Origin of the sequence: Bradyrhizobium sp. LA2.1, assembly GCF_040547725.1 — a bacterium.
Classification (GTDB): domain Bacteria; phylum Pseudomonadota; class Alphaproteobacteria; order Rhizobiales; family Xanthobacteraceae; genus Bradyrhizobium; species Bradyrhizobium barranii.
In genome coordinates, this window is sequence record NZ_JBEPQI010000003.1 from 97199 (window position 1) to 118555 (window position 21357).

At 64.2% G+C, this 21357-nt stretch carries 16 protein-coding genes; 13 read left to right on the forward strand and 3 right to left on the reverse strand.

Annotation, left to right across the window (positions count from 1 at the left end; genetic code table 11):
* From ABIB95_RS06015 to ABIB95_RS06035, 5 genes are all read left to right on the forward strand, one after another.
* Positions 1-1389, forward strand: a complete 1389-nt coding sequence (locus ABIB95_RS06015) for an enolase-like domain-containing protein (protein ID WP_354238217.1) — start codon at positions 1-3, stop codon at positions 1387-1389.
* 5 nt (positions 1390-1394) lie between these two features.
* Positions 1395-2546, forward strand: coding sequence for a Gfo/Idh/MocA family protein (locus ABIB95_RS06020; protein WP_354238218.1), 1152 nt, complete (start codon positions 1395-1397; stop codon positions 2544-2546).
* Between the two features lie 136 nt (positions 2547-2682).
* Positions 2683-3873: a dihydrodipicolinate synthase family protein gene (locus ABIB95_RS06025; protein WP_354238219.1), complete on the forward strand. Its 1191-nt coding sequence runs from the start codon at positions 2683-2685 to the stop codon at positions 3871-3873.
* Positions 3873-4736, forward strand: coding sequence for a sugar phosphate isomerase/epimerase family protein (locus ABIB95_RS06030; protein WP_354238220.1), 864 nt, complete (start codon positions 3873-3875; stop codon positions 4734-4736). Before ABIB95_RS06025 ends, ABIB95_RS06030 begins: the two co-directional genes overlap by 1 nt.
* A gap of 792 nt (positions 4737-5528) precedes the next feature.
* On the forward strand, positions 5529-5774 hold the full coding sequence (locus ABIB95_RS06035) for a hypothetical protein (protein WP_310473371.1): 246 nt from the start codon (positions 5529-5531) through the stop codon (positions 5772-5774).
* Positions 5775-5937: 163 nt separating this feature from the next.
* On the opposite strand, the gene ABIB95_RS06040 is transcribed toward ABIB95_RS06035, so the two are convergent.
* The 3 genes from ABIB95_RS06040 to ABIB95_RS06050 all read right to left on the reverse strand — a co-directional run bounded on the left by ABIB95_RS06040 (position 5938) and on the right by ABIB95_RS06050 (position 10530).
* Positions 5938-7527, reverse strand: a complete 1590-nt coding sequence (locus ABIB95_RS06040) for a Spy/CpxP family protein refolding chaperone (RefSeq protein ID WP_354238221.1) — start codon at positions 7525-7527, stop codon at positions 5938-5940.
* Positions 7528-8004: 477 nt separating this feature from the next.
* Positions 8005-9222, reverse strand: a complete 1218-nt coding sequence (gene rocD / locus ABIB95_RS06045) for an ornithine--oxo-acid transaminase (RefSeq protein ID WP_354238222.1) — start codon at positions 9220-9222, stop codon at positions 8005-8007.
* A 75-nt stretch (positions 9223-9297) separates the two neighbouring features.
* Positions 9298-10530: a cytochrome P450 gene (locus ABIB95_RS06050; protein WP_354238223.1), complete on the reverse strand. Its 1233-nt coding sequence runs from the start codon at positions 10528-10530 to the stop codon at positions 9298-9300.
* A gap of 108 nt (positions 10531-10638) precedes the next feature.
* Here ABIB95_RS06050 and ABIB95_RS06055 point away from each other — a divergent pair, with 108 nt between their 5' ends.
* The 8 genes from ABIB95_RS06055 to ABIB95_RS06090 all read left to right on the forward strand — a co-directional run bounded on the left by ABIB95_RS06055 (position 10639) and on the right by ABIB95_RS06090 (position 21353).
* Positions 10639-11181 (forward strand): hypothetical protein, encoded by a 543-nt coding sequence (locus ABIB95_RS06055; RefSeq protein ID WP_014496966.1) that lies wholly within the window; start codon positions 10639-10641, stop codon positions 11179-11181.
* Positions 11178-11768 (forward strand): thiamine pyrophosphate-dependent enzyme, encoded by a 591-nt coding sequence (locus ABIB95_RS06060; protein WP_354238224.1) that lies wholly within the window; start codon positions 11178-11180, stop codon positions 11766-11768. The genes ABIB95_RS06055 and ABIB95_RS06060 overlap by 4 nt, the downstream gene beginning before the upstream one ends.
* Before the next feature lie 141 nt (positions 11769-11909).
* A complete protein-coding gene (locus ABIB95_RS06065; RefSeq protein ID WP_071915901.1) occupies positions 11910-12611 on the forward strand; it encodes a TetR/AcrR family transcriptional regulator in 702 nt (233 codons plus the stop codon).
* 1 nt (position 12612) lies between these two features.
* Entirely contained in the window at positions 12613-13806 is a 1194-nt protein-coding gene (locus ABIB95_RS06070) for an efflux RND transporter periplasmic adaptor subunit (protein ID WP_354238225.1), read from the forward strand.
* Positions 13807-13876: 70 nt separating this feature from the next.
* Complete coding sequence (locus tag ABIB95_RS06075; RefSeq protein ID WP_071915899.1) at positions 13877-16972, forward strand: MexW/MexI family multidrug efflux RND transporter permease subunit; 3096 nt, start codon at positions 13877-13879, stop codon at positions 16970-16972.
* Positions 16973-17122: 150 nt separating this feature from the next.
* A complete protein-coding gene (locus tag ABIB95_RS06080) occupies positions 17123-19720 on the forward strand; it encodes a sensor histidine kinase (RefSeq protein ID WP_354238226.1) in 2598 nt (865 codons plus the stop codon).
* On the forward strand, positions 19717-20106 hold the full coding sequence (locus tag ABIB95_RS06085) for a response regulator (RefSeq protein WP_166350850.1): 390 nt from the start codon (positions 19717-19719) through the stop codon (positions 20104-20106). Before ABIB95_RS06080 ends, ABIB95_RS06085 begins: the two co-directional genes overlap by 4 nt.
* A complete protein-coding gene (locus tag ABIB95_RS06090) occupies positions 20103-21353 on the forward strand; it encodes an adenylate/guanylate cyclase domain-containing protein (RefSeq protein WP_166350852.1) in 1251 nt (416 codons plus the stop codon). The genes ABIB95_RS06085 and ABIB95_RS06090 overlap by 4 nt, the downstream gene beginning before the upstream one ends.
* The last annotated feature ends 4 nt before the right edge of the window (positions 21354-21357 follow it).

A 21357-nucleotide genomic window follows, 5' to 3' on the forward strand; every position in this document is an offset into this window, starting at 1 on the left:
ATGGCGCCGCGCCTGAAGCTGCGAGACATCGCGTTCTTTGAACGTCCCGTGCATTTTGCGCGGCCGTTCCGCTTTGGCGCGATCACCATCAACGCGACGCCGCAGCTGTTCGTGCGGGTCGAGATCGAGGTCGAGGGCAGGGGGACGGCGGTCGGCGCCAGCGCCGAGTTGCTGGTGCCCAAATGGTTCGACAAGCGACCGGAGCTATCGCCGGCGCAGACGGTCGACGGCCTGCGCCGCTCGCTCGAGATCGCGCGCGGCCTTTATCTGGCGCGGACTGGATTTCTGACGGCGTTCGATCTGCATGCCTCGTGCATCGGCGCGCAGGTCGCGACTTGCGCGAAAAAGAATATTCCGGCGCTTGCGGCGGCTTATGGCCCCGCGGAAATCGACAAGGCGATCCTCGACGCACTGCTGCGTGCCATGGACACCAACTTCTTCGACGGGATGGCCGGCAACGTCGCGGGCATCGATGCGCGACTTTCTCCTGACCTGAAGGAAACGGATATCGCGCAGTTTCTCGCGGGCCGAGAGCCGCTGCCGCGCGTTGCCATCAGGCACACCGTGGGCCTCGACGATACCGTCGAAGGTGAGGGCGGTGTTGCCGATGCGCGCGAGAACGCCGGTGCTAATTACTTCAAGCTGAAGCTATCAGGGGATTTCGCGGCTGATGCAGCGCGGTTGACGCGTATTGGCAAGGAGCTCGATACGCTGCGGCGTGACTACAAGGTGACGCTTGACGCCAACGAGCAGTATGCCGATCTCTCGGCACTGCATGCGCTGACCGACCGGCTCGACCATGATGCCGCGTTGCGGTCGATCGCGTCACGGCTGCTCTATGTCGAACAGCCAATGCCGCGCGATATCACGCGGCAGTCGCCGCTCGGCTCGCTCGCCGCGCACGGCTTCATCATCGACGAGGCCGACGATTCCTACGATGCCTTCCCGGCGGCGCGTGCGCTCGGCTATTGCGGCATTTCCTCGAAATCCTGCAAGGGCCTCTACAAGTCCATCGTCAACGCGACGCGCGCGGCGAAATGGAGCGCGGACGGCGCGCGGTTCTTCGTGACCGGCGAGGACCTGACCTGCCAGGCCGGTCTTGCCGTGCAGCAGGATCTCGCACTCGGGGCCTTCATCGGCGTCACCCATGCCGAGCGCAACGGTCACCACTATGTCGATGGCTTCGGCGAGACGCCCGCCGCTGAAGCTGCGGCCTTCGCGGCCGCACATCCAGATCTCTATGCCGATGCCGGGCAGGGCATCCGGCTCTCCATTCACAACGGCGATCTCCTGACGGGATCGCTCGCCACAACGGGCTTTGCGACGACGGTCCATCCGGACTGGTCGGCGCTCGCCCCGCTCGAACAGCCAAAATCACCTTGGGAGTAATTGGCATGACCACCCAACGCCTCGGCCTCATCATGAACGGCGTCACCGGCCGCATGGGGCTCAACCAGCATCTGATCCGCTCGATCGTCGCGATCCGCGAGCAGGGCGGCGTTCGGCTGAAGAACGGCGATCGCGTGATGCCCGATCCGATCCTGGTCGGCCGCAGCGCCGACAAGGTCGAAGCCCTCGCCAAGCGCTACAACATCACGCGCTGGACCACCGACCTCGATGCGGCGCTCGCCGACAAGAACGACACCATGTTCTTCGACGCCGCGACCACGCAGGCGCGGCCCGGCCTTCTGACCCAGGCCATCAATGCCGGCAAGCACGTCTATTGCGAGAAGCCGATCGCGACGAATTTCGAGGAGGCGCTCGAGGTCGTCAAGCTCGCCAACGCAAAGGGCGTCAAGCATGGCACGGTGCAAGACAAGCTGTTCCTGCCCGGCCTGAAGAAGATCGCCTTCCTGCGCGACTCCGGCTTCTTCGGCCGCATCCTCTCGGTGCGCGGCGAATTCGGCTATTGGGTGTTCGAAGGCGGTTGGCAGGAGGCGCAGCGGCCGTCCTGGAACTACCGCGACGAGGACGGTGGCGGCATCATCCTCGACATGGTCTGCCACTGGCGCTACGTGCTCGACAACCTGTTCGGCAATGTCCAGAGCGTGGTCTGCATCGGCAACACCGACATCCCCGAGCGTTTTGACGAGCAGGGCAAGAAGTACAAGGCGACCGCGGATGATTCCGCCTACGCGACCTTCCAGCTCGAGGGCGGCGTCATCGCCCATATCAACATGTCCTGGGTGACGCGCGTCTATCGCGACGACCTCGTCACCTTCCAGGTCGACGGCACACACGGCTCGGCGGTCGCGGGCCTGTCGGATTGCATGATCCAGGCGCGGCAGGCGACGCCCCGGCCGGTGTGGAATCCCGACGAGAAGCGGCTGCACGACTTCTACGGCGACTGGCAGAAGCTGCCTGACAACGTCACCTACGACAACGGCTTCAAGGAGCAGTGGGAGATGTTCATCCGCCACGTCTACGAGGACGCGCCCTACAAGTTCACGCTGCTCGAAGGCGTCAAGGGCGTGCAGCTCGCCGAATGCGCGCTGAAGAGCTGGAAGGAGCGGCGCTGGATCGACGTCGCCCCGATCAAGGCCTGAGGTCAGTTGGATAAGCCGCGATGTTTACCAAGCCGTCATTGCGAGCGAAGCGAAGCAATCCAGAGTCCCTCCGCGGCGACGGTCTGGATTGCTTCGTCGCTTCGCTCCTCGCAATGACGGGCAGAGGTCTGAAATCATGAACAAACCCGTCCAACCAATGTCGTCATTGTCGCTCAAGCTCCCGAAGGCGGATCGTTCGATCGAGACCTACCGGCTCGCGGCGTCGCGAACGTTTCCCGCGAAACTCGAAGGCACGCTGAACCGCATCGCGTTCTCGGCCGTGCACACGGTTGTCGATCCCTTTGCGGACAACGATCCCTGGCTCTCGGCTGCCATCGACTGGGACAAGACCATCGCCTTCCGCGAGCACGTCTGGGACCTCGGCCTCGGCGTCGCCGAAGCCATGGACACCGCGCAGCGCGGCATGGGGCTGGACTGGCCGACCTCGCTGGAGCTGATCATGCGTTCGGTCGCCGCCGCCAAGCGGCGCAATGCGCTGGTGTTCTCTGGCGCCGGCACCGATCACCTCGCGGTCGAGGACGCCAAGAGCCTCGACGACGTCATTCGCGCCTATGAGGAGCAGCTCTCGGCCGTCGAGAAGGTCGGCGGCCGCATCATCCTGATGGCGTCGCGTGCTCTCGCAAAACTCGGCCGCAGCGCCGACGATTACGCCAAGGTCTATAACCGCGTGCTGTCGCAGGTCCGCGAGCCCGTGATCATCCACTGGCTCGGCGATATGTTCGATCCCGCTCTGACCGGATATTGGGGCACCAAGGACCTCGACAAGGCGATGGACGTCGCGGTGGCCATCATCAACAACAACGCCGCCAAAGTCGACGGCGTAAAAGTCTCGCTGCTCGACAAGCAGCGCGAGATCGACATGCGCCGTCGTCTCGACAAGCGCATCAAGATGTATACCGGCGACGATTTTAATTACGCGGAGCTGATCGCCGGCGATAGCCAAGGCTTTTCGCACGCGCTGCTCGGCATCTTTGACGCGATCGCACCGGCGGCGTCCTACGCGCTGTCGCGGCTCGCGACCGGCGACGAGGCGGGCTTCCACGACGTGCTCGGGCCGACGGTGCCGCTGTCGCGTCACATTTTCAAGGCACCGACGCGCTTCTACAAGACCGGCGTCGTCTTCATGGCGTATCTCAACGGCCACCAGGACCACTTTACCATGGTCGGCGGTCAGGAAAGCACGCGCTCCACGCTGCATCTGGCCGAGCTATTCCGTCTGGCCGACAAGGCCGGCCTGCTCGCCAATCCGGAACTGGCGACGCGGCGGATGAAGACCGTGCTGGCCTCGCACGGACTGGAAGACTGATGCGCGATTTCTCGTCCGACCATCGCTGGCTGTCGCTGAACACGGCGACGGTCCGCAAGCAGGGTGACCTCGTCGAGATCATCGACGCCTGTGCGAAGCACGGCATCCGCGCCATCGACCCCTGGCGCGATCAGGTCGCTGCCGTCGGTCTCGACCGCGCCGCACGCGCGGTGCGCGATGCCGGCCTCGAGCTGTCGGGCTACTGCCGTGGCGGCATGTTCACCTCGGACGCATCGCGTCGCGGCGAGGTTCGCGACGACAATCGCCGCTGCGTGGATGAGGCCAAGGCGCTGGGCGCGCCCTGCATCGTTCTCGTCGTTGGCGGTCTGCCGCAATATTCGCGGCCGGGCAGTGAGGCGTCCAAGGACATCGTCGCAGCGCGCGGTCAGGTCGAGGAGGCTCTCGCCGAGATGCTCGACTATGCCAGACAGGCAAAGCTGCCGCTGGCGATCGAGCCCTTGCATCCGGCCTATGCCGCCGACCGCGCTTGCGTGAACACGACGAAACAGGCGCTCGACATCTGCGATCGGCTCGACCCCGGCCGCAGCGGCATGCTCGGCGTCGCGCTTGACGTCTATCACATCTGGTGGGATCCGGAGCTGATGGCCCAGATCGCGCGCGCCGGCCGAGACCGCCTGCTCGCGTTCCATGTCTGCGACTGGCTGGTGCCGACCAGGGACATCCTCAACGACCGCGGCATGATGGGCGACGGCGTGATCGACATCAAATCGGCGCGCGCCGCTGTCGAAGCGCAAGGCTATGCCGGTTATTCGGAGATCGAGATCTTCTCCAACGACTGGTGGGGCAAACCGATGGACGAGGTGCTGCGCGCCTGCATCGAGCGGCACAGGACGGTGGTGTAGTTCCCACCAGCGCCGTCCTTACGGGCGTGCGACCTGTTGCAGCGTGTTGAAGCGCGTCTTCCGCTTGACGGCACCGAAGCGGCGGGCTCGAGCGCTTCAGCGAGCCGGTTGGAGTACCACCAACGAGAGGTGGACAGCCGTCAGCTTTCAGGCAGAATGATATCATCCCGATGCCGCAGCCTCGCCACGGTCTGCGCCAGATCGGATGCGGTAATCAGTGGCATCAACGATCGGCAGGCACGGCGGATGTACCCACGCCTGATGATCTTGGATGGCCCCGACGTGCAATCGTCGGGGCCATTGTTGTGATCGGCGGGGCAACGCTAGCGACTTTTGCCTGAGGCCCCGGCGTGTTCCAGTCCCAGGCCAGTTCTATTATGGCGATAAGGAAAGACCGCCCGAAGGCGGTCTTGCAGTCCAATGTGCCGGGCCAAAATAGTTTCGGGATCAAACCTTGTCCGGCCCGGTCTGATCGCCAGCTAACCACTATCGCGGGAAGGCCGCTGACAATTAAGATTTCAGTCCTGAAATGGAATGCACCCGCGACGTGGGAACCCGTCGTCCGACGCGAGTCTTGTTGCGTGCCTGCGTACACCGCTGGCCGAAGGGGCTGCAGCGCTGAGAGCTCGACTAGCTCTCAGGGCTGGAGCTGCTCACGTCGGTGAAAAGTCAGACGATTGCGCTATCATCGATTGACCGTCAAACACCGGACTATCACTCGTCAATTCAATCTGCGAAATTGTGACAACATAAATGCGCTTGTAAACAAGCTGGCGCGAAGGGAGGTTCGCAGTGGAGGCAGTGGAGAGAGTGCAGCGCTTGCGTGCGATGGGTTCGCTGTGCCGCCAACAGGCCGCGTACAACAGCATGAACAAATGGAAGCTGCTCGCAGAAGCAGAATACTGGGACCACCTGGCCGATCTTGAGTTGTCTGCTCACTCCCAGCAATGCAACGCCATCAGCTCGGATGAGAAAGAGCGGCCTCAAGCGATCCCAACCGCGAATGACGCTGGGCCGAAGACGATTTCCGTCGCGTGAGGTCAAGACGAGGCGGTTATTTGCATTCCGTGCCACCGCACTTCTCGCAGAGAGAAGCGGCCCGGACACGCATGTTCTGGTCGAACTGTGGAGCAGGGCGATGACGGCTCCCCGCGTCGCTCGGCCGCTGCTCGAATTGCAACGAGAGAATGCGACGCTGCCGTCACGGGCCCGCGAGTTGTTGCAGCGTGTTGAAGCGCGCCTTCTGCTCGCTGCTCAGCGTGGCATAGAACTCGTCAAGGGCGGGCTCGACCAGCTTGGCGGCCTGAAGCATGGCCTCGAGCCGGTGCTGCATCGCCTCCAGTCGTCCGACCGGCGTCAGCGGCACATCATTCGGACAGGCCGCCTGTAGGCCCTCAACGCCCTTCGCTGTCGCTTCGCTGAGGCGGTCGAGCGCTTCCTTCTGCTTGCCCGCGGGGTGGAGCACAGCCTCGATCCTCTGGATCGGCAACTGGGTCAGGCTGGACTTCGGATCGCCGCAGCCTTCGGCATTGGCTTCCTGGGCACTGGCTTGCTGCTGCCGAGGCGAGCGGTCGCCGATGTTGGGGCCGAGCGCGTTGAAGCGGGCCTGCTGCTCGTCACTGAGCGAGTTGTAGAAAGTCTCCAGTGCCGGTCGCACGATCTTGACAGCATCCAGTGTCGCGCTGACGCGGTTCATCACCGCCCGCAAGCGGCCAGGCGGCGTCAGTGCATAAGTCTCTGCGCAGGAGTCCTTGAACACACCGGCGGCGTTGGCCGCCGCGGTCTTCAACGCGTCGAGCAGCGCGCGTTGCTCCGCCGTCGGCCGCACCGCCCGCGTGATATCGTCAAGCGGCCAGGCGGTGACGCCCTTGTCCGGTGTGCCGCATAATTGCTGCAGCGTTTGCGGGCTCACGCTGGCGCGCTGGCGCGCGCGGGTGCCGCCGCCGGCTTGCGGATAGTCATTCGGGTTGGTGCTGGCATAGGCGGAATAGGGGCTGTCATCGCCCCAGAACACGGTGTCGACGAAGTCGTCATACGCGTACGCCCAATAGCCGGGCTCGTAGGCATAGGACCAGAACGTGTAGTCAAAAATGTCGGAATAGGCGTAAGGCCAGAACACGGGCCCAAGCCATGCCACGAACACCGCGGGATGGCGGTGTCGCCAGGCCTGCCGGGGAGCCCAGCCGCTGTGGCGGGCGACGAGGGCCGCCTGGGTTTGCGCAGTCGCCCGCTCGCGGAAGCGCGCGGCAAACCGCCCGCGCGCGGCGGCAGCCGCTGCGGCTGTTGCAGCGTGGGCCTGCAGCCCCAGCCTCTGCTGGCGCGCCAGATCGCTTTGCTGCGCCCGTTGCTCATGCTGCAGCAGACGGTTCTGCACCGTCAGTGCGCGTTCTTGTGCGCGTTGCGCGCGTGCGCCGTCCGGCTTTTGCGACTGCAACGACTGCACACGCTGCTGGAGGCGATCGATGCGGGTCTGGCGCTCCGCGGTCTGGCGCGACAGCATCTCGCGCTGTCGCTGCTCGACGTGCTGCTCACGCTGTTTTACGCGCTGCTCGCGCTCCAGCAGCCTATTCTGCGACTGCAGCAATCGCTGCTGCTCGCGTTGCGCTCCCGCGCCGTCCGGCTTTTGCGACTGCAATGTCTGCACACGCTGCTGCAAGCGGTCGATGCGGCCTTGGCGTTCCGAGGCCTGGCGCGACAGCGTCTCGCGCGGCTGTTCCCGCCGCTCGCTCACGGTCGGCGGCGCGCTGGGGTGTGAGGGGGCGGCAATATGCGGCGTCGGCGGCGGTGCCATCGCCGGACGTTGCGGTGCTGCCGGAGCGCGGTGGAATTCAGGTCGCGGTGCCGCCACGTGCGGGGCAGCTCGCTGCGGCGGTGCCGCGAAGTGCGGGGCCGGGCGCGGCGGCGGGGAGGCCATGCGAGGCGCCGGATTCGGCGCCATGGCCGGTCGCTGCGGCATGGCCGGAGGATGAAATGCCGGCGCGGCAGGACGCGCCATCGCAGGTGGCGCCGCCGGTCGGGCCATCGCGGGCGGCGCTGCCGGTCGGGCAGCCGCTCCCGGTGGTCCACCCCGATGGTCCTGGGCGGACGCTCCGACGCTCGCCGCCAGCATCGAGACACCGACCAAAAACGCCGAAAGGCACACGGCACGCGGAAGCATGATCGCAACTCCACGCTCGTCCCAGTCGCCCGGAACCGTTCAACGCGCAGGTGGCGAAATCGTTCGTTGTTGGCTGCCAGCGGCCTTGCGGTCTTCCGACGCAGGCAGACCTCACGCGAAATCCAGCGTCAGGGTGGCAGCGATTCTCTCCAAGGCCCAGTCAACCTGATCACTGGTAATCACCAGCGGCGGGGCGAAGCGGATCGTATGCTCGTGGGTATCCTTGGCGAGGATGCCTTCGGACTGCAGAGCCTCACAGTAGCGTCGCGCACGGCCGGCTTCAGGATTGAGCTCGACCGCCAGCATCAGCCCTCGTCCGCGCACGTCGCGCACGGTGTTGGCGCGGATGCTTCTGAGGCCTTTCAGGAAGCGCTCACCTTGCACCGCAGCGTTCTCGATCATCCCTTCCTCGACGAGAACGCGGAGCGCCGCGCGCGCCACCGCGCAGGCGAGCGGATTGCCACCAAATGTTGAGCCATGCTGACCTGGTTTCAGCGTGCCGAGGACCTCGTTGTTGGAAAGCACGGCCGAGACGGGATAGAAACCGCCGGACAAAGCTTTGCCGAGCAGCGTCACATCCGCCTCGATGCCCTCGTGCTGTTCCGCAAGCAGCTTGCCGGTGCGGCCGAGTCCAGTCTGGATCTCGTCGAGGATCAGCATCACGTCGTGCGCCGTGCAGAGCTCGCGCACCCCCGTGAAATAGCCTGCCGGTGGAATGATGACGCCGGCTTCGCCCTGGATGGGTTCGACCAGGAAGGCGACGGTGTTCGGCGTGATGGCCTCTTCCAGTGCGGCGAGATCGCCGAAGGGAATGATTTTGAAGCCCGGCGCGAAGGGGCCGAAATGTTCGCGCGTGGCCGTGTCGGTCGAGAAACCGACGATACCGAGGGTGCGTCCATGGAAATTGTTGGCGCAGACGATGATCTCGGCTTGCCCGTCGGGCACCCCCTTCACCTCATAGCCCCATTTGCGCACGGACTTGATCGCGCTCTCAACGGCTTCGGCTCCGCTGTTCATCGGCAGCACCTTGTGAGAGCCGGTGAGTTCCGCGATCTCCTCGTAGAAGGGAGCGAGCTGGTCGTTGTGGAATGCGCGCGAGGTCAGGGTCAATCGGCCGGCCTGCTCGACCATGGCGGCCAGGATTTTCGGGTGGCAATGGCCCTGGTTGACCGCCGAATAGGCGGAGAGGCAATCCAGATATCGGTTGCCCTGGGTGTCCCAAACGAAGACGCCTTCGCCGCGCGACAGGACAACGCCAAGCGGCTCGTAATTGCGGGCGCCGAAGCGCGCCTCCCTCGAGATGAAATCAGCGACTGGCGGACTACTCATTCGTCATTCCAGCTCACGTGCCTTGCGCATTCTAACAGATAATGCGTGGCTCGTTCGAAATGATGCCCGCTGGCCTCAACCTATGGAGCAGGGCACGCTCAGGAAGCCGCGGAACCGCACCCGCCCGCCCCGCACCGGATGGCGGCTCACGGCATAGTTCGGGAAGCGCGCCAGGAAGCGCGAGATCGCAATCGCGCCTTCGAGCCGCGCCAATGCCATGCCGGCGCATTGATGTGCGCCGGTGGCGAAGGCGAGATGCCGGTTCGGCGTGCGCGCGATGTCGAAGCGTTCGGGCTCCGGAAACTGGGCGGGATCGCGGTTGGCCGCCCCGATGCACAGCGTCACCGACGTGCCGGCGTCGAGCATGACGCCGCCGAGCTCGATCTTCTCTGTCGTCATGCGGTTGCCGAGCTGGTTCGAGCTCTCGTAGCGCAGCATCTCCTCGACGGCAGTCTTGATCATGTCGGAGTTTTCGATCAACCGCTGCTTCTGGTCCGGATTCCGGTGCAGCGCGACGAGGCCGTTGCCGATCAGATTGGTGGTGGTCTCGTGCCCGGCATTGAGCAGGAAGATGCAGTTGTGCAGCAGCTCCTTCTCGGTCAGCCGCTCGCCGTTCTCCTCGCCGTTGCCTTCTCCCTGGATCAGGCGCGTCAGCACGTCACGCTCGGGATTGCCCGGCTTTTGGCGCCTGCGCGCGACCAGGGTTTCGAGATAGGCGAGGAAGTCCTTCACCGCCTTGTTGCCGCGCGCAGCCACTTCGGGCGACACCACCGGTTCGAGTGCACCGAGGATCGCAAGCGACCAGTCGCGCAGCGGCTCGCGTTCGTCGTGCGGAACGTCGAGCAGATTGCCGATCACTTCGATGGGGATCGACGCGGCGAAGTCGTCGATCAGCTCGCAAGCCCCCTTGGCGGCGATGGCATCGAGCAGGCCGTCGACCAGCTTGATGATATCGGGCTCCATGCCCGCGATCGCGCGCGGCGACAGCGCGCCCATGATCAGGCGGCGTACGCGGGTGTGGGCGGGCGGGTCGTTGAAGACGAGGCTCGTGGTGTGGTGCTCGTAAAGCGGGGTGTCGCCGTATTTCGGCGCGAACTCGCGCTTCTTGTCCGAACTGAACGACTTTGTGTTCTTGTAGGTGGTGACGAGATCGTCATAACGGGTCAGGAACACAGTGCCGTTCGGGAGGCGCTTGACCGGCTCGTTTTCCCGCAGTGCACGATAAGTCGGGTAGGGATCGTCGTAGAATTCGGGTGTCAGCTTCTCCAGATCGAAATTGGCCGCCAGTTCTTTCGCACTTGCGTTCATCGCCGCCATACTCGCCGGTTGAGACCGATATGCTGTTTTCGCTCTTTCGAGCGGCTCGGCTCACCGTCTACAGTCGTGTCGTGATTTGCAAGCCGACCGGACAGGAAAATGCACGCCCGCGCTGACGCTGCCGACACGGCCCCGAATTGGCCCGACGATATTTTCGCGACATTGCAACGCTTCGACGTCCGGCAGGTGCCTTACGTGCCCGACGCCGGCCATTCGAAGCTGATCCAGCGCGTGCTGGCCTCATCCACGATGCGCGGCATTCCGCTGACGACGGAGGAGGAGGGCGTCGCGCTCCTCGCCGGGGCCTGGACGGGCGGACAACGTGGCGTGCTGCTGATGCAGTCGAGCGGGGTCGGCAATTGCATCAACATGCTGTCACTGATCCCGATCCTGCGCTTCCCGTTCCTCACGCTGGTGACCATGCGCGGCGAGTGGGGCGAGTTCAATCCGTGGCAGGTGCCGATGGGATCGACCACGCAGGGCGTGTTCGAGCTCTCGGGCGTCCAGGTGCTGCGCGCGTCCAATGCGGCCGAGGTGCCGGCGGTGCTGGAGGCGGCCGCAGCGCAGGCCTACAACGCGCTCACGCCTACCGCCGTCCTGCTGTCGCAGCGCCTGATCGGCGCCAAGGTTTTCACCAAATGAGCAAGGCCAATCTCCTCGATCGCCGCCAAGTGGTGTCCACCCTGCTTGCGAACCGCAAGGACGTCGTCGCGATCGGCGGCCTCGGAGCCTCCACCAACGACATGTGTGCCGCCGGCGACCACGCCCGCAACTTCTACCTCTGGGGCGGCATGGGCGGCGCGGCGATGATCGGGCTTGGCCTGGCGCTGGCGCAACCAAAACTGCCGGTGCTGGTCATCACCGGCGACGGCGAGATGCTGATGGGGATGGGGAGCCTTGCCACCATCGGCCTGCAGAAGCCGTCCAACCTCTCGATCGTGGTGCTCGACAACGAGGCCTATGGCGAGACCGGTGGCCAGACCAGCCACACCTCCGCAGCTGCCGACCTCGTCGGCGTCGCCAGGGCCTGCGGCATCGGGGACGCCCGCGCGATCTCGACCATGGCCGAGGTCGAGGCCTTCGCCAAAGCCGTCCACAACGTCTCGGCGGGGCCGCGATTTGCCAATGTGAAGATCGACAGCGCCAGCCTGGACCGGATTCTCCCAGTCCGGGACGGGACTTACATCGTCAACCGGATCCGTGGCGATCTCGGCTTCCAGCCGATCTAGCCCTGCTTGGCTCCGTCCTGAGCAACGTTCCGGGCCCTCCGGGCGGGGAAGTGTGGCCATTTTCCAACAAGTTTGCACCCACGTAGGTTGCGTCGCAGCATTCTGCTTGACTTTTGCGTGGGTGAGTGCTTACTCACTAACATGAGTTCACTGCGAATGACGAGCGACCTGAGGCGTCAATTGATCCTCGGTGCCGCAAAACGCTGCTTTGCCCGACACGGCTATACCGGCACCACGACCAAGAGCGTGGCGGCCGCCGCAGCCATTTCCGAGGCGCTGCTGTTTAAGCATTTCCCGTCCAAGGCGGCGCTCTACGCCGAGATCCTCAGCGACGAATGCGAAGCCGATCCGGCACTGATGGACCTGCTCGAGCGGGAGCCCTCGACGGCCACGCTGGTCGAGTTGATCCGCGGCATGGTCCAGCATTTCCTCCACATCGCCGACGGGCCTGATCAGGAAGAGGCGCAGCGCCTGCGACTGATGGCCACCAGCCATCTGGATGACGGCGAATTCGCCCGTCTGCTATATGCCAAGATCGAGAAGCTGATCGGGGCGGTCTTCCTCGCCTCGCTCGAGCGTGCGGTTGCCAGCGGTGACGCGCGGCCGTTCAGCGGCGATCCGCTCAACCTGTTCTGGTTCGCGCATCATTCGGTGATGATGGCTGCGCTGACCAGGCTGCCGGCCACGCCCTGCCTCGTCTACGGCAAGGCGAACGATCTGGAGCGGCAGCTCTGTGAGTTTCTCCTGAGGGGTATCGGACTTAACGACGCCGCAATTGCTTCGCATTTGGGCCGCGATCAGGCCGCGGATGCGGGCAAGACGGCGATTGCAGAAAGCGCATGACATGAACATCGTAACCGAACACAAGATTTCGGGCGAACCGATCGACACCAAGGCTCCCAAGCGTCCGGTTAGGCCGGTGCTGTGGTTCATCATCGTCGGCACGCTCCTGGGCGTGCTCGTTGGCGGCCTCGTCTGGTTCAATTACTTCCGCGGCCAGATGATCAAGCAGTTCTTCGCCAACAACAAGCCGCCGCCGACCGCGGTCAGCGCGGCCGAGGCGAAGTCCGAGGTGGTCCCGAACCTGCTCACCGCAGTCGGCGGCCTTGCCGCCGTGCACCAGGTCGACGTCAGCGCCGACGTCAACGGCCGCGTCACCGAGATCAAGTTCGAGCCAGGTACGCATGTCGATTCCGGCACGCCGCTGGTGCAGTTCTTCGACATGCCGGAGCAGGGCGACCTCGCCAACTACAAGGCGCAGGCAACCGTCGCACAGCTCTCGCTCGACCGCGCCAAGCAGCTGGCATCGCGCCAGTTCGGCCCGCAGGCGACCGTCGATAACGCGCAGGCCGCCTACGATCAGGCGCTGGCCGGCATCGCCAAGACCGAGGCGGTGATCTCGCAGAAGCTGGTGCGTGCGCCGTTCTCCGGCGATCTCGGCGTCCGCAAGGTCGAAGTCGGCCAGTACCTGACGGCCGGCACGGCGATCGTCTCGCTGACCGATCTGTCGGAGCTGTGGGCCAACTTCACGGTGACCGAAAAGGACTCGGGCAACCTCAAGGTCGGCCAGCCGGTCCGGCTCAAGGTCGACGCCTACCCCGGCCGCACCTTCGATGCCAAGATCACCACGATCGAGCCGCAGGTCGCGGCCGACACCCGCAACATCCGCGTGCAGGCGACGGTCGCCAATCCGGAGAAGATCCTGAAGCCGGGCATGTTCGTGACCACGACGGTGGTGCTGCCGGCGAAGCCGGCCGTGATCACCGTGCCGGAAACGGCGGTCGATTACACGCTGTACGGCGACTCCGTGTTCGTGATCACCGAGAAGAAGGAAGAGGACGGCAAGACCAGCCTCTCCGCGGTGCGCACGTTCGTGCAGACCGGCAGCCGGGTCGACGGTCGCGTCGAAATCATCAAGGGCGTGAAGGTGGGCGACAAGGTCGTCGCTGTCGGCCAGCTCAAGCTGCAATCGGGCGCCCTAGTTGCGATCTCGACCGATCCGGCGCCGCAGATCCCGGCGCAGCCGCCGCGCTACTGATCCAATACATCCAGGTGATCCGGCCTCGCCGGGTCACTTTTCTTGAGACAAAGAAATCGAGATCGCCGCGATGCGCTTTACCGATATTTTCATCAAGCGACCGGTCCTGTCGGTCGTCGTCAGTCTGCTGATCCTGCTGATCGGCCTGCGCGCGGCGATGGTGCTGCCGATCCGGCAATATCCGAAGCTGTCGAACACGGTCATCAACATCACGACCGTCTATCCCGGCGCGTCCGCAGACCTGATCCAGGGCTTCATCACGACGCCGATCGAGCAGGCGGTCGCCTCGGCCGAAGGCGTCGACTACATGACCTCGTCCTCGGTGCTCGGCACCTCGACGATCCAGGTCTACATCAAGCTGAACTTCGATCCGAACCAGGCGCTCACCGAGGTGCTCGCCAAGACCAACTCGGTCAAGTACCTGATTCCAAAGGAATCCAACGACCCGATCGTCACCAAGACCACCGGCCAGACCACGGCCGTGATGTATCTCGGCTTCTCCTCCGAGGAGCTGTCGGGCTCGGCGATATCAGACTATCTGACGCGTGTGGTGCAGCCGGTGCTGTCGACGGTCGACGGCGTGGCCTCGGCCGACATTCTGGGCGGCCAGACCTTTGCGATGCGGCTGTGGCTCGATCCCATGAAGATGGCCGGCCGCAACGTGTCGCCGGCCGATGTCGCCGCCGCGATCGCCGCCAACAACTTCCAGTCCGCAGCGGGGCAGACCAAGGGCTATCTGATCGTTTCCAACATCTCGACGAACACCAGCCTGACTGACGTCAACCAGTTCAGGAAGATGATCGTCAAGGCCAAGGACGGCGGCTTTGTGCGGATGGAGGACATCGCCACAGTCGAGCTCGCCGCCCAAAGCACGGATGCCAGCGTCGCCTTCAATGGCGAGCATGCGATCTTCATTGGCGTGAACGCGACGCCGCAGGGCAACCCGCTGACGCTGGTCAAGGGCGTGCGCGCGCTGTTCCCCGAACTCGAGCGCAATCTTCCGCCGTCGATGAAGATGAAGGTTGCCTACGACTCGACCAAGTTCATCCAGTCTTCGATCGACGAGGTGGAGAAGACGCTGGGTGAAGCCGTGATCATCGTGATCGTGGTCATCTTCCTGTTCCTGGCCTCGCTCCGTTCGGTCATCATTCCCGTCGTCACCATTCCGCTGTCGATGATCGGCGTCTGCACCTTGATGCTGGCGTTGGGTTTCAGCTTCAACCTTCTGACCCTGCTCGCGATGGTGCTCGCGATCGGCCTCGTGGTCGACGACGCCATTGTCGTGGTGGAGAACATCCATCGCCATCTGGAGGAGGGGAAGACGCCGGTTCAGTCGGCGCTGGAAGGCGCGCGCGAAATCGTTGGGCCGGTCATCTCCATGACCATCACGCTCGCGGCGGTGTACGCGCCGATCGGCTTCCTCGGCGGCCTGACCGGTTCGCTGTTCCGCGAATTCGCCTTCACGCTCGCGGGCTCGGTGATCGTGTCAGGTGTGATCGCGCTGACGCTGTCGCCGATGATGTGCTCTATTCTGCTCAAGAATACCGAAGAGGGCCGCTTCGCCAAGCTGGTCAACAAGGTGTTCGGCGCTTTGACGCGCTGGTATGGGCGCAGGCTCGACCGCTCGCTCGATTACAAGGCGATCACCGGTCTGTTCGCGGTGACGATCCTCGGGCTGGTCGGCTTCCTCTACATGCACACCTCGAAGGAGCTGGCGCCTGAGGAGGACCAGGGCATCGTGTTCGCGGTGACCAAGGCGCCGAAATACGCCAACATCGACTATGTCGATTTCTACGGCGAGAAGCTCGACGAGAAATTCCAGAAGTTCCCCGAAACCGATCTGCGCTTCGTGCTGAACGGCATCAACGGCCCGCAGGGCGGCATCGCCGGCATGCTGCTGAAGTCGTGGGACGAGCGCAAGCGCTCGTCGATCCAGTTGAAGCCGCTGGTGCAGGCCGAGCTTTCCAAGATCGAGGGCGTGCAGGCTTTCGCGTTCAACCTGCCGCCGTTGCCGGGTGGCCCCGGCGGTCTGCCGGTTCAGATGGTGATCAATTCCACCGCGGGCTTCCAGACGGTCTATGAGCAGATGGAGAAGCTGAAGGACGCCGCGCGCAAGAGCGGCATGTTCATCGTCTCCGACAGCGACCTCGCCTACAACCAGCCGAACGTGGAGGTCACGATCGACCGCACCAAGGCGCAGGATCTCGGCGTTAATATGCAGAACCTCGGCTCTACGCTCGCGGTGCTGCTCGGTGGCAACTACATCAACCGCTTCAATCTGGAGGGCCGGTCCTACCAGGTGATCCCACAGGTGCCGCGCAGCAGCCGGCTCTCGCCGGAATCGCTCGGCGGCTATTATGTGACGACCAACACGGGCCAGCAGCTCCCGCTGTCGACCGTGGTCTCGGTCAGGACCAAGACTGATCCGAATTCGCTGACGCATTACAATCAGCTCAATTCGGCGACGTTCTCGGCTGTGCCGATGCCCGGCGTGACGGTCGGATCGGCGGTCGACTTCCTCGAAGGCGAGGCGAAGAAGCTGCCGGCCGGCTTCAGCCACGATTATCTCGCGGACTCCAGGCAATACGTGCAGGAGGGCAACCAGCTTGCGATCACCTTCGGTTTTGCGTTGATCATCATCTTCCTGGTGCTGGCGGCGCAGTTCGAGAGCCTGCGTGACCCGTTCGTGATCATGATCTCGGTGCCGATGGCGATCGTGGGTGCGCTGATCCCGCTGTTCTTTGGCATGGCGACCATGAACATCTACACCCAGGTCGGTCTGCTGACCCTGGTCGGCCTGATCACCAAGCACGGCATCCTGATGGTGGAGTTCGCCAACGAGCTCCAGGTCAACGAGCGGCTCGACCGCCGCTCGGCCATCGAGATGTCGGCCCGCATTCGTCTGCGGCCGATCCTGATGACCACGGCCGCGATGGTGACCGGCCTGATCCCGCTCCTGACTGCGTCCGGCGCGGGCGCGGCCAGCCGCTTCTCGATCGGTCTCGTGGTGGTCGCCGGCATGTCGATCGGCACGCTGTTCACGCTGTTCGTGCTGCCCGCGGTCTACGTCGTGCTGGCAACCGACCACCGCGCGGCGGCCGATTCCGAGCGGAACAAGGAGGTCAACGATCTCGACCTCAATTCCAAGGCGCTGCGACCGACCTGAGCCGCAGGTCAGCGAACCAGAGGGCGGCAGCGGCATCCGTTGCCGCCCTTTTCATTTGTCCCGCAGCCTGCGGACGCCGTCAGGCTTACGGGGGAGTCCTTTCCGCGTTGGCGAGAGACAAGTTCCGGCCTTCTTGCTAGATTCGCCGGGATGAGCATCTCCCTCCACCCCGATACCCCGCAAGCCAGGACAGCGCCGAGCGCTGCCGCGGCTGGCGTCGTGCCCGGCGAGGCGGCGGGGCGCGGGATCAGGACCCGGCTTTTCACCAAATATGTCGCGCTGTTCGTGGCCGTCGTCGCCATTGCGCTGCTGGCCAACGGGCTGTTCGAAGTCTTCTTCTATTATCGCGAGCACAAGGCCGCGCTGATCCGGGTCCAGCATGAGCAGGCCGAGGCAGCGGCGGCCAAGATCGGCCAGTTCGTCAAGGAGATCGAGAGCCAGCTCGGCTGGACCACGCAGCTGCCCTGGTCGGCGGGCTCGATCGAGCAGCGCCGGTTCGACGCACAACGGCTGCTGCGCCAGGTGCCCGCGGTCACAGAGCTCGCCCAGGTGGATGCGACCGGCAAGGAGCGCTTGCGGGTCTCGCGGCTGGCCATGGACGCGATCGACAGCGGGATCGACCTGTCGGCCGACCCGAAGTTCACCGAGGCGGTCGCGCACAAGGTCTATTACGGCCCGGTCTATTTCCGCAGGGAGTCCGAGCCCTACATGACGCTCGCGCTGGCCGGCGCGCGCAAGGATGCCGGCGTCAGCATCGCGGAGGTCAATCTCAAGCTGATCTGGGACGTCGTGTCCCAGATCAAGGTCGGCGAACACGGGCACGCCTATGTGGTCGGCCCGGAGGGACGCCTGATCGCGCATCCCGACATCAGCCTGGTGCTGCGCAACACCGACATGTCGGGCCTCGCGCAGGTGCGCGCCGCGCAGGCTGGAGGCGGCACCCTGTCCGACGCGCTCCCCGAAGCGCGCAATATCCAGGGGCAGAAGGTGCTGACCACATCGGCCCCGATCGAGCCGCTGCATTGGACCATGCTCGTCGAGCTGCCGGTCGAGGAGGCCTATGCGGCGCTCTATGCTTCGCTGCAGCGGCTGGCGATCGTGTTGCTCGCAGCGTCGATCTTCGCGGTGCTCGCCGGGATTTTTCTCGCACGCCGCATGGTCGGACCGATCCAGGCCCTGCGCAGCGGCGCCGAGCGGATCGGCGGCGGCGATTTCTCGCAGCGCATCTCGATCAAGACCGGCGACGAGCTTGAAGGACTCGCCGACCAGTTCAACGACATGGGCGCGCGGTTGCAGGAATCCTATGCGGATTTGGAAAACAAGGTCGAGCGGCGGACGGCTGAATTGTCCGAAACGCTCGAGCAACAGACGGCGACTTCTGAGGTGCTGGAGGTCATCAGTTCCTCTCCGGGTGAACTCGCTCCCGTGTTCTACAAAATGCTCGAAAATGCGACGCGGGTCTGTGGCGCAAGTTTCGGCGTCATGAATCTCTGGGACGGTGAAAGCTTCACGATTGCGGCGGATTACAATGTGCCGGCTGCGTTCGCTGCTTCGCGAAAAGATGTGGAAATCCGACCTCGTCCGAACAGCGCGCTCGCCGAGGTCGTCAGGACACGTGAGGTCGTCCACGTTCACGATGTGCGAAACACACCTGCCTATCTTGCTGGCGGGCCTGCCGTTCGCGCGATCTCAGACGTCGCCGGCGCCCGTACGATCGTCATCGTGCCGATGCTGAAGGAGAACGAGCTGATTGGCACGATCGCGGTCTATCGCAAGGAGGTCCGTCCGTTCGCCGACAAGCAGATCGCACTGGTTGAGAATTTCACCAAACAGGCTGTGATTGCGATCGAGAACGCTCGACTGCTCAAGCAGCTTCGTGAGCGTACCACAGAGCTGTCGCAGTCGCTCGACAATCTGCGTACCGCGCAGGATCGCCTGATCCAGACCGAGAAGCTCGCCTCCCTCGGCCAGCTCACGGCGGGGATCGCCCACGAGATCAAGAACCCGCTCAATTTCGTCAACAATTTCTCCTCGGTCTCGACCGAGCTGATCGATGAACTCAACCAGGCCCTGCAATCGGCTTCGCTCGACGGCAAGACGAAGGAGGAGGTCGACGAGCTGACCGGCATGCTCAGGAGCAATCTGGAAAAGGTGGTGCAGCACGGCAAGCGCGCCGATTCCATCGTCAGGAACATGCTGCTGCATTCGCGCGCAGGTTCCGGCGAGCATCGCCCCAGCGATATCAACGCGGTCATCGAGGAGAGCCTTAATCTCGCCTATCACGGCGCGCGCGCGGAACGGCCCGCCTTCAACGTCACGCTCGAGCGCGAGTTCGACCCTGGGGCCGGGATGGTCGATGTCTATCCGCAGGAGATCGCGCGCGTCTTGCTCAATTTGATCTCGAACGGCTTCTATGCTGCGGCCAAGCGCAAGGAGAGCGCGACGGACGGCTTCGAGCCCACCTTGAACGCGGCCACCAAAAACCTCGGCGACAAGGTCGAGATCCGGATCCGCGACAACGGCACAGGGATTCCGCCCGAGGTGAAGGCGAAACTGTTCAATCCGTTCTTCACCACCAAGCCGGCCGGCGAGGGCACCGGGCTTGGCCTGTCCATGAGTCATGACATCGTCGTGAAACAGCACGGCGGCACGATCGACGTGAACACCGAGCCCGGTGTATTCACCGAATTCATCATCACGCTGCCGCGCATGATGGCGGCAGGCGGCACTCCCGGAGGCAAGAGTTGAACGTTTACATCCTGGTCGTCGATGACGAGCCCGACGTCGAGGCGCTGTTCCGGCAGCAGTTCCGGCGTGACCTGCGCGCCGGACGCTTCCAGATGGAATTCGCGCCGTCCGCGTCCGATGCGCTCAGGCTCGCCTCCGAGGTGCGCGACCCCTCGTTGATCCTGATCCTGTCCGACATCAATATGCCCGGCATGAGTGGGCTCGACATGCTGCCCAGGGTGCGCGCCGAGCATCCGGACGTTCCCGTCATCATGATCACGGCCTATGGTGACGCCGAGACGCGCCGGAAGGCGATCGAGCGTGGCGCCATCGGGCTCCTCACCAAGCCGATCGATTTTGCGCTGCTGCGGCAGGAGATCGACACGAGGCTCGAGCAAGCCGCATGACTTCGACCATCCTCTTCGTCGATGACGAGCCAGACCTCGAGGCGCTGATCCTGCAAAAATTTCGCAGGCAGATCCGCGACGGGCTCGTGGACATCATGTTTGCACGCGACGGCGTCGAGGCGCTGGAATCGCTCGAGCAGAACCCGCATGTCGACATGGTGGTCTCCGACATCAACATGCCGCGCATGGATGGGCTGTCGCTGCTGGCGAAGCTCCAGGAGGCCGAGGACAAGAAATCGACCATCATCGTCTCGGCCTATGGCGACATGAGCAACATCCGCACCGCCATGAACCGCGGCGCGTTCGACTTCCTCACCAAACCGATCGACTTCGCCGACCTGGAGGCCACGATCGAGAAGACCATTCGCCATATCGAGATGCTGCGGGAGGTGCGGCGCCGTCAGATGGAGGCGGAGCGGGCCCATGCCGCGCTGTCGCGCCATTTCTCGCCCGAGCTCGCCAAGCGTCTGGTGGCCGGCGGCGAGGGTGAGGGGATCGAGGTGCAGTGGCGCGATGTCGCGACCATCTTTACCGATATCACCGGGTTCACCTCTCTGGTCGAGAGCGCGCCGCCCGAGACGCTGGGCGCGCTCCTCAACGAATATGTCGGCGGGATGACCGAAACCATCTTCGCACATGAGGGGACGGTCGCAAAAATCATCGGCGATGCGATCCAGGTGCTCTTCAATGCGCCCGGCGATCAGCCGGACTATGCGACGCGTGCGGTCGCCTGCGCCCATGACCTCGATGCCTGGGCGCAGGATTTCTGCGCGCGCCAGAGGGCCGTGGGCGTGAATTTCGGCACCACCCGCATCGGCATTCACGCCGGGCCGGCACTGGTCGGCAATTTCGGAGGCAACCGCTTCTTCGACTACACCGCCTATGGAGACACCATCAACATCGCGGCGCGACTGGAGGCCGCCAACAAGCATCTGGGAACACGCATCTGCGCCAGTGCCAGCGTCGCCAAGGCGGCCGAGCATTTTCAAGGCCGTCCCGTGGGTGATCTGATGCTGCGCGGACGCAGCGAACCGCTGCGTGCGTTCGAACCGTTGCCGCAGGAAAAATTCGAAGCGCCAAGGACGGCGCAATATTCCGAGGCTTTTGCCAAGATGGAAGCCGGCGACGTCGCGGCGATGCCGGCCTTTGCCGCGCTGGTCGGGATGCACGCCGACGATTCCCTGGCCGGCTTTCACCTGAAGCGCCTGCTCAACGGCGCCAAGGGTGTCCGCATGAAACTGGAATAGGAGT

Coding starts and splice junctions, on each gene's coding strand:
- ABIB95_RS06070 (WP_354238225.1), top strand. CDS start 12,613: ATGAACATCGTAACCGAACACAAGATTTCGGGCGAACCGATCGACACC.
- ABIB95_RS06040 (WP_354238221.1), bottom strand. CDS start 7,527: ATGGCACCGCCGCCGACGCCGCATATTGCCGCCCCCTCACACCCCAGC.
- ABIB95_RS06075 (WP_071915899.1), top strand. CDS start 13,877: ATGCGCTTTACCGATATTTTCATCAAGCGACCGGTCCTGTCGGTCGTC.
- ABIB95_RS06015 (WP_354238217.1), top strand. CDS start 1: ATGGCGCCGCGCCTGAAGCTGCGAGACATCGCGTTCTTTGAACGTCCC.
- rocD (WP_354238222.1), bottom strand. CDS start 9,222: ATGAGTAGTCCGCCAGTCGCTGATTTCATCTCGAGGGAGGCGCGCTTC.
- ABIB95_RS06060 (WP_354238224.1), top strand. CDS start 11,178: ATGAGCAAGGCCAATCTCCTCGATCGCCGCCAAGTGGTGTCCACCCTG.
- ABIB95_RS06030 (WP_354238220.1), top strand. CDS start 3,873: ATGCGCGATTTCTCGTCCGACCATCGCTGGCTGTCGCTGAACACGGCG.
- ABIB95_RS06050 (WP_354238223.1), bottom strand. CDS start 10,530: ATGAACGCAAGTGCGAAAGAACTGGCGGCCAATTTCGATCTGGAGAAG.
- ABIB95_RS06090 (WP_166350852.1), top strand. CDS start 20,103: ATGACTTCGACCATCCTCTTCGTCGATGACGAGCCAGACCTCGAGGCG.
- ABIB95_RS06080 (WP_354238226.1), top strand. CDS start 17,123: ATGAGCATCTCCCTCCACCCCGATACCCCGCAAGCCAGGACAGCGCCG.
- ABIB95_RS06020 (WP_354238218.1), top strand. CDS start 1,395: ATGACCACCCAACGCCTCGGCCTCATCATGAACGGCGTCACCGGCCGC.
- ABIB95_RS06055 (WP_014496966.1), top strand. CDS start 10,639: ATGCACGCCCGCGCTGACGCTGCCGACACGGCCCCGAATTGGCCCGAC.
- ABIB95_RS06065 (WP_071915901.1), top strand. CDS start 11,910: ATGAGTTCACTGCGAATGACGAGCGACCTGAGGCGTCAATTGATCCTC.
- ABIB95_RS06025 (WP_354238219.1), top strand. CDS start 2,683: ATGAACAAACCCGTCCAACCAATGTCGTCATTGTCGCTCAAGCTCCCG.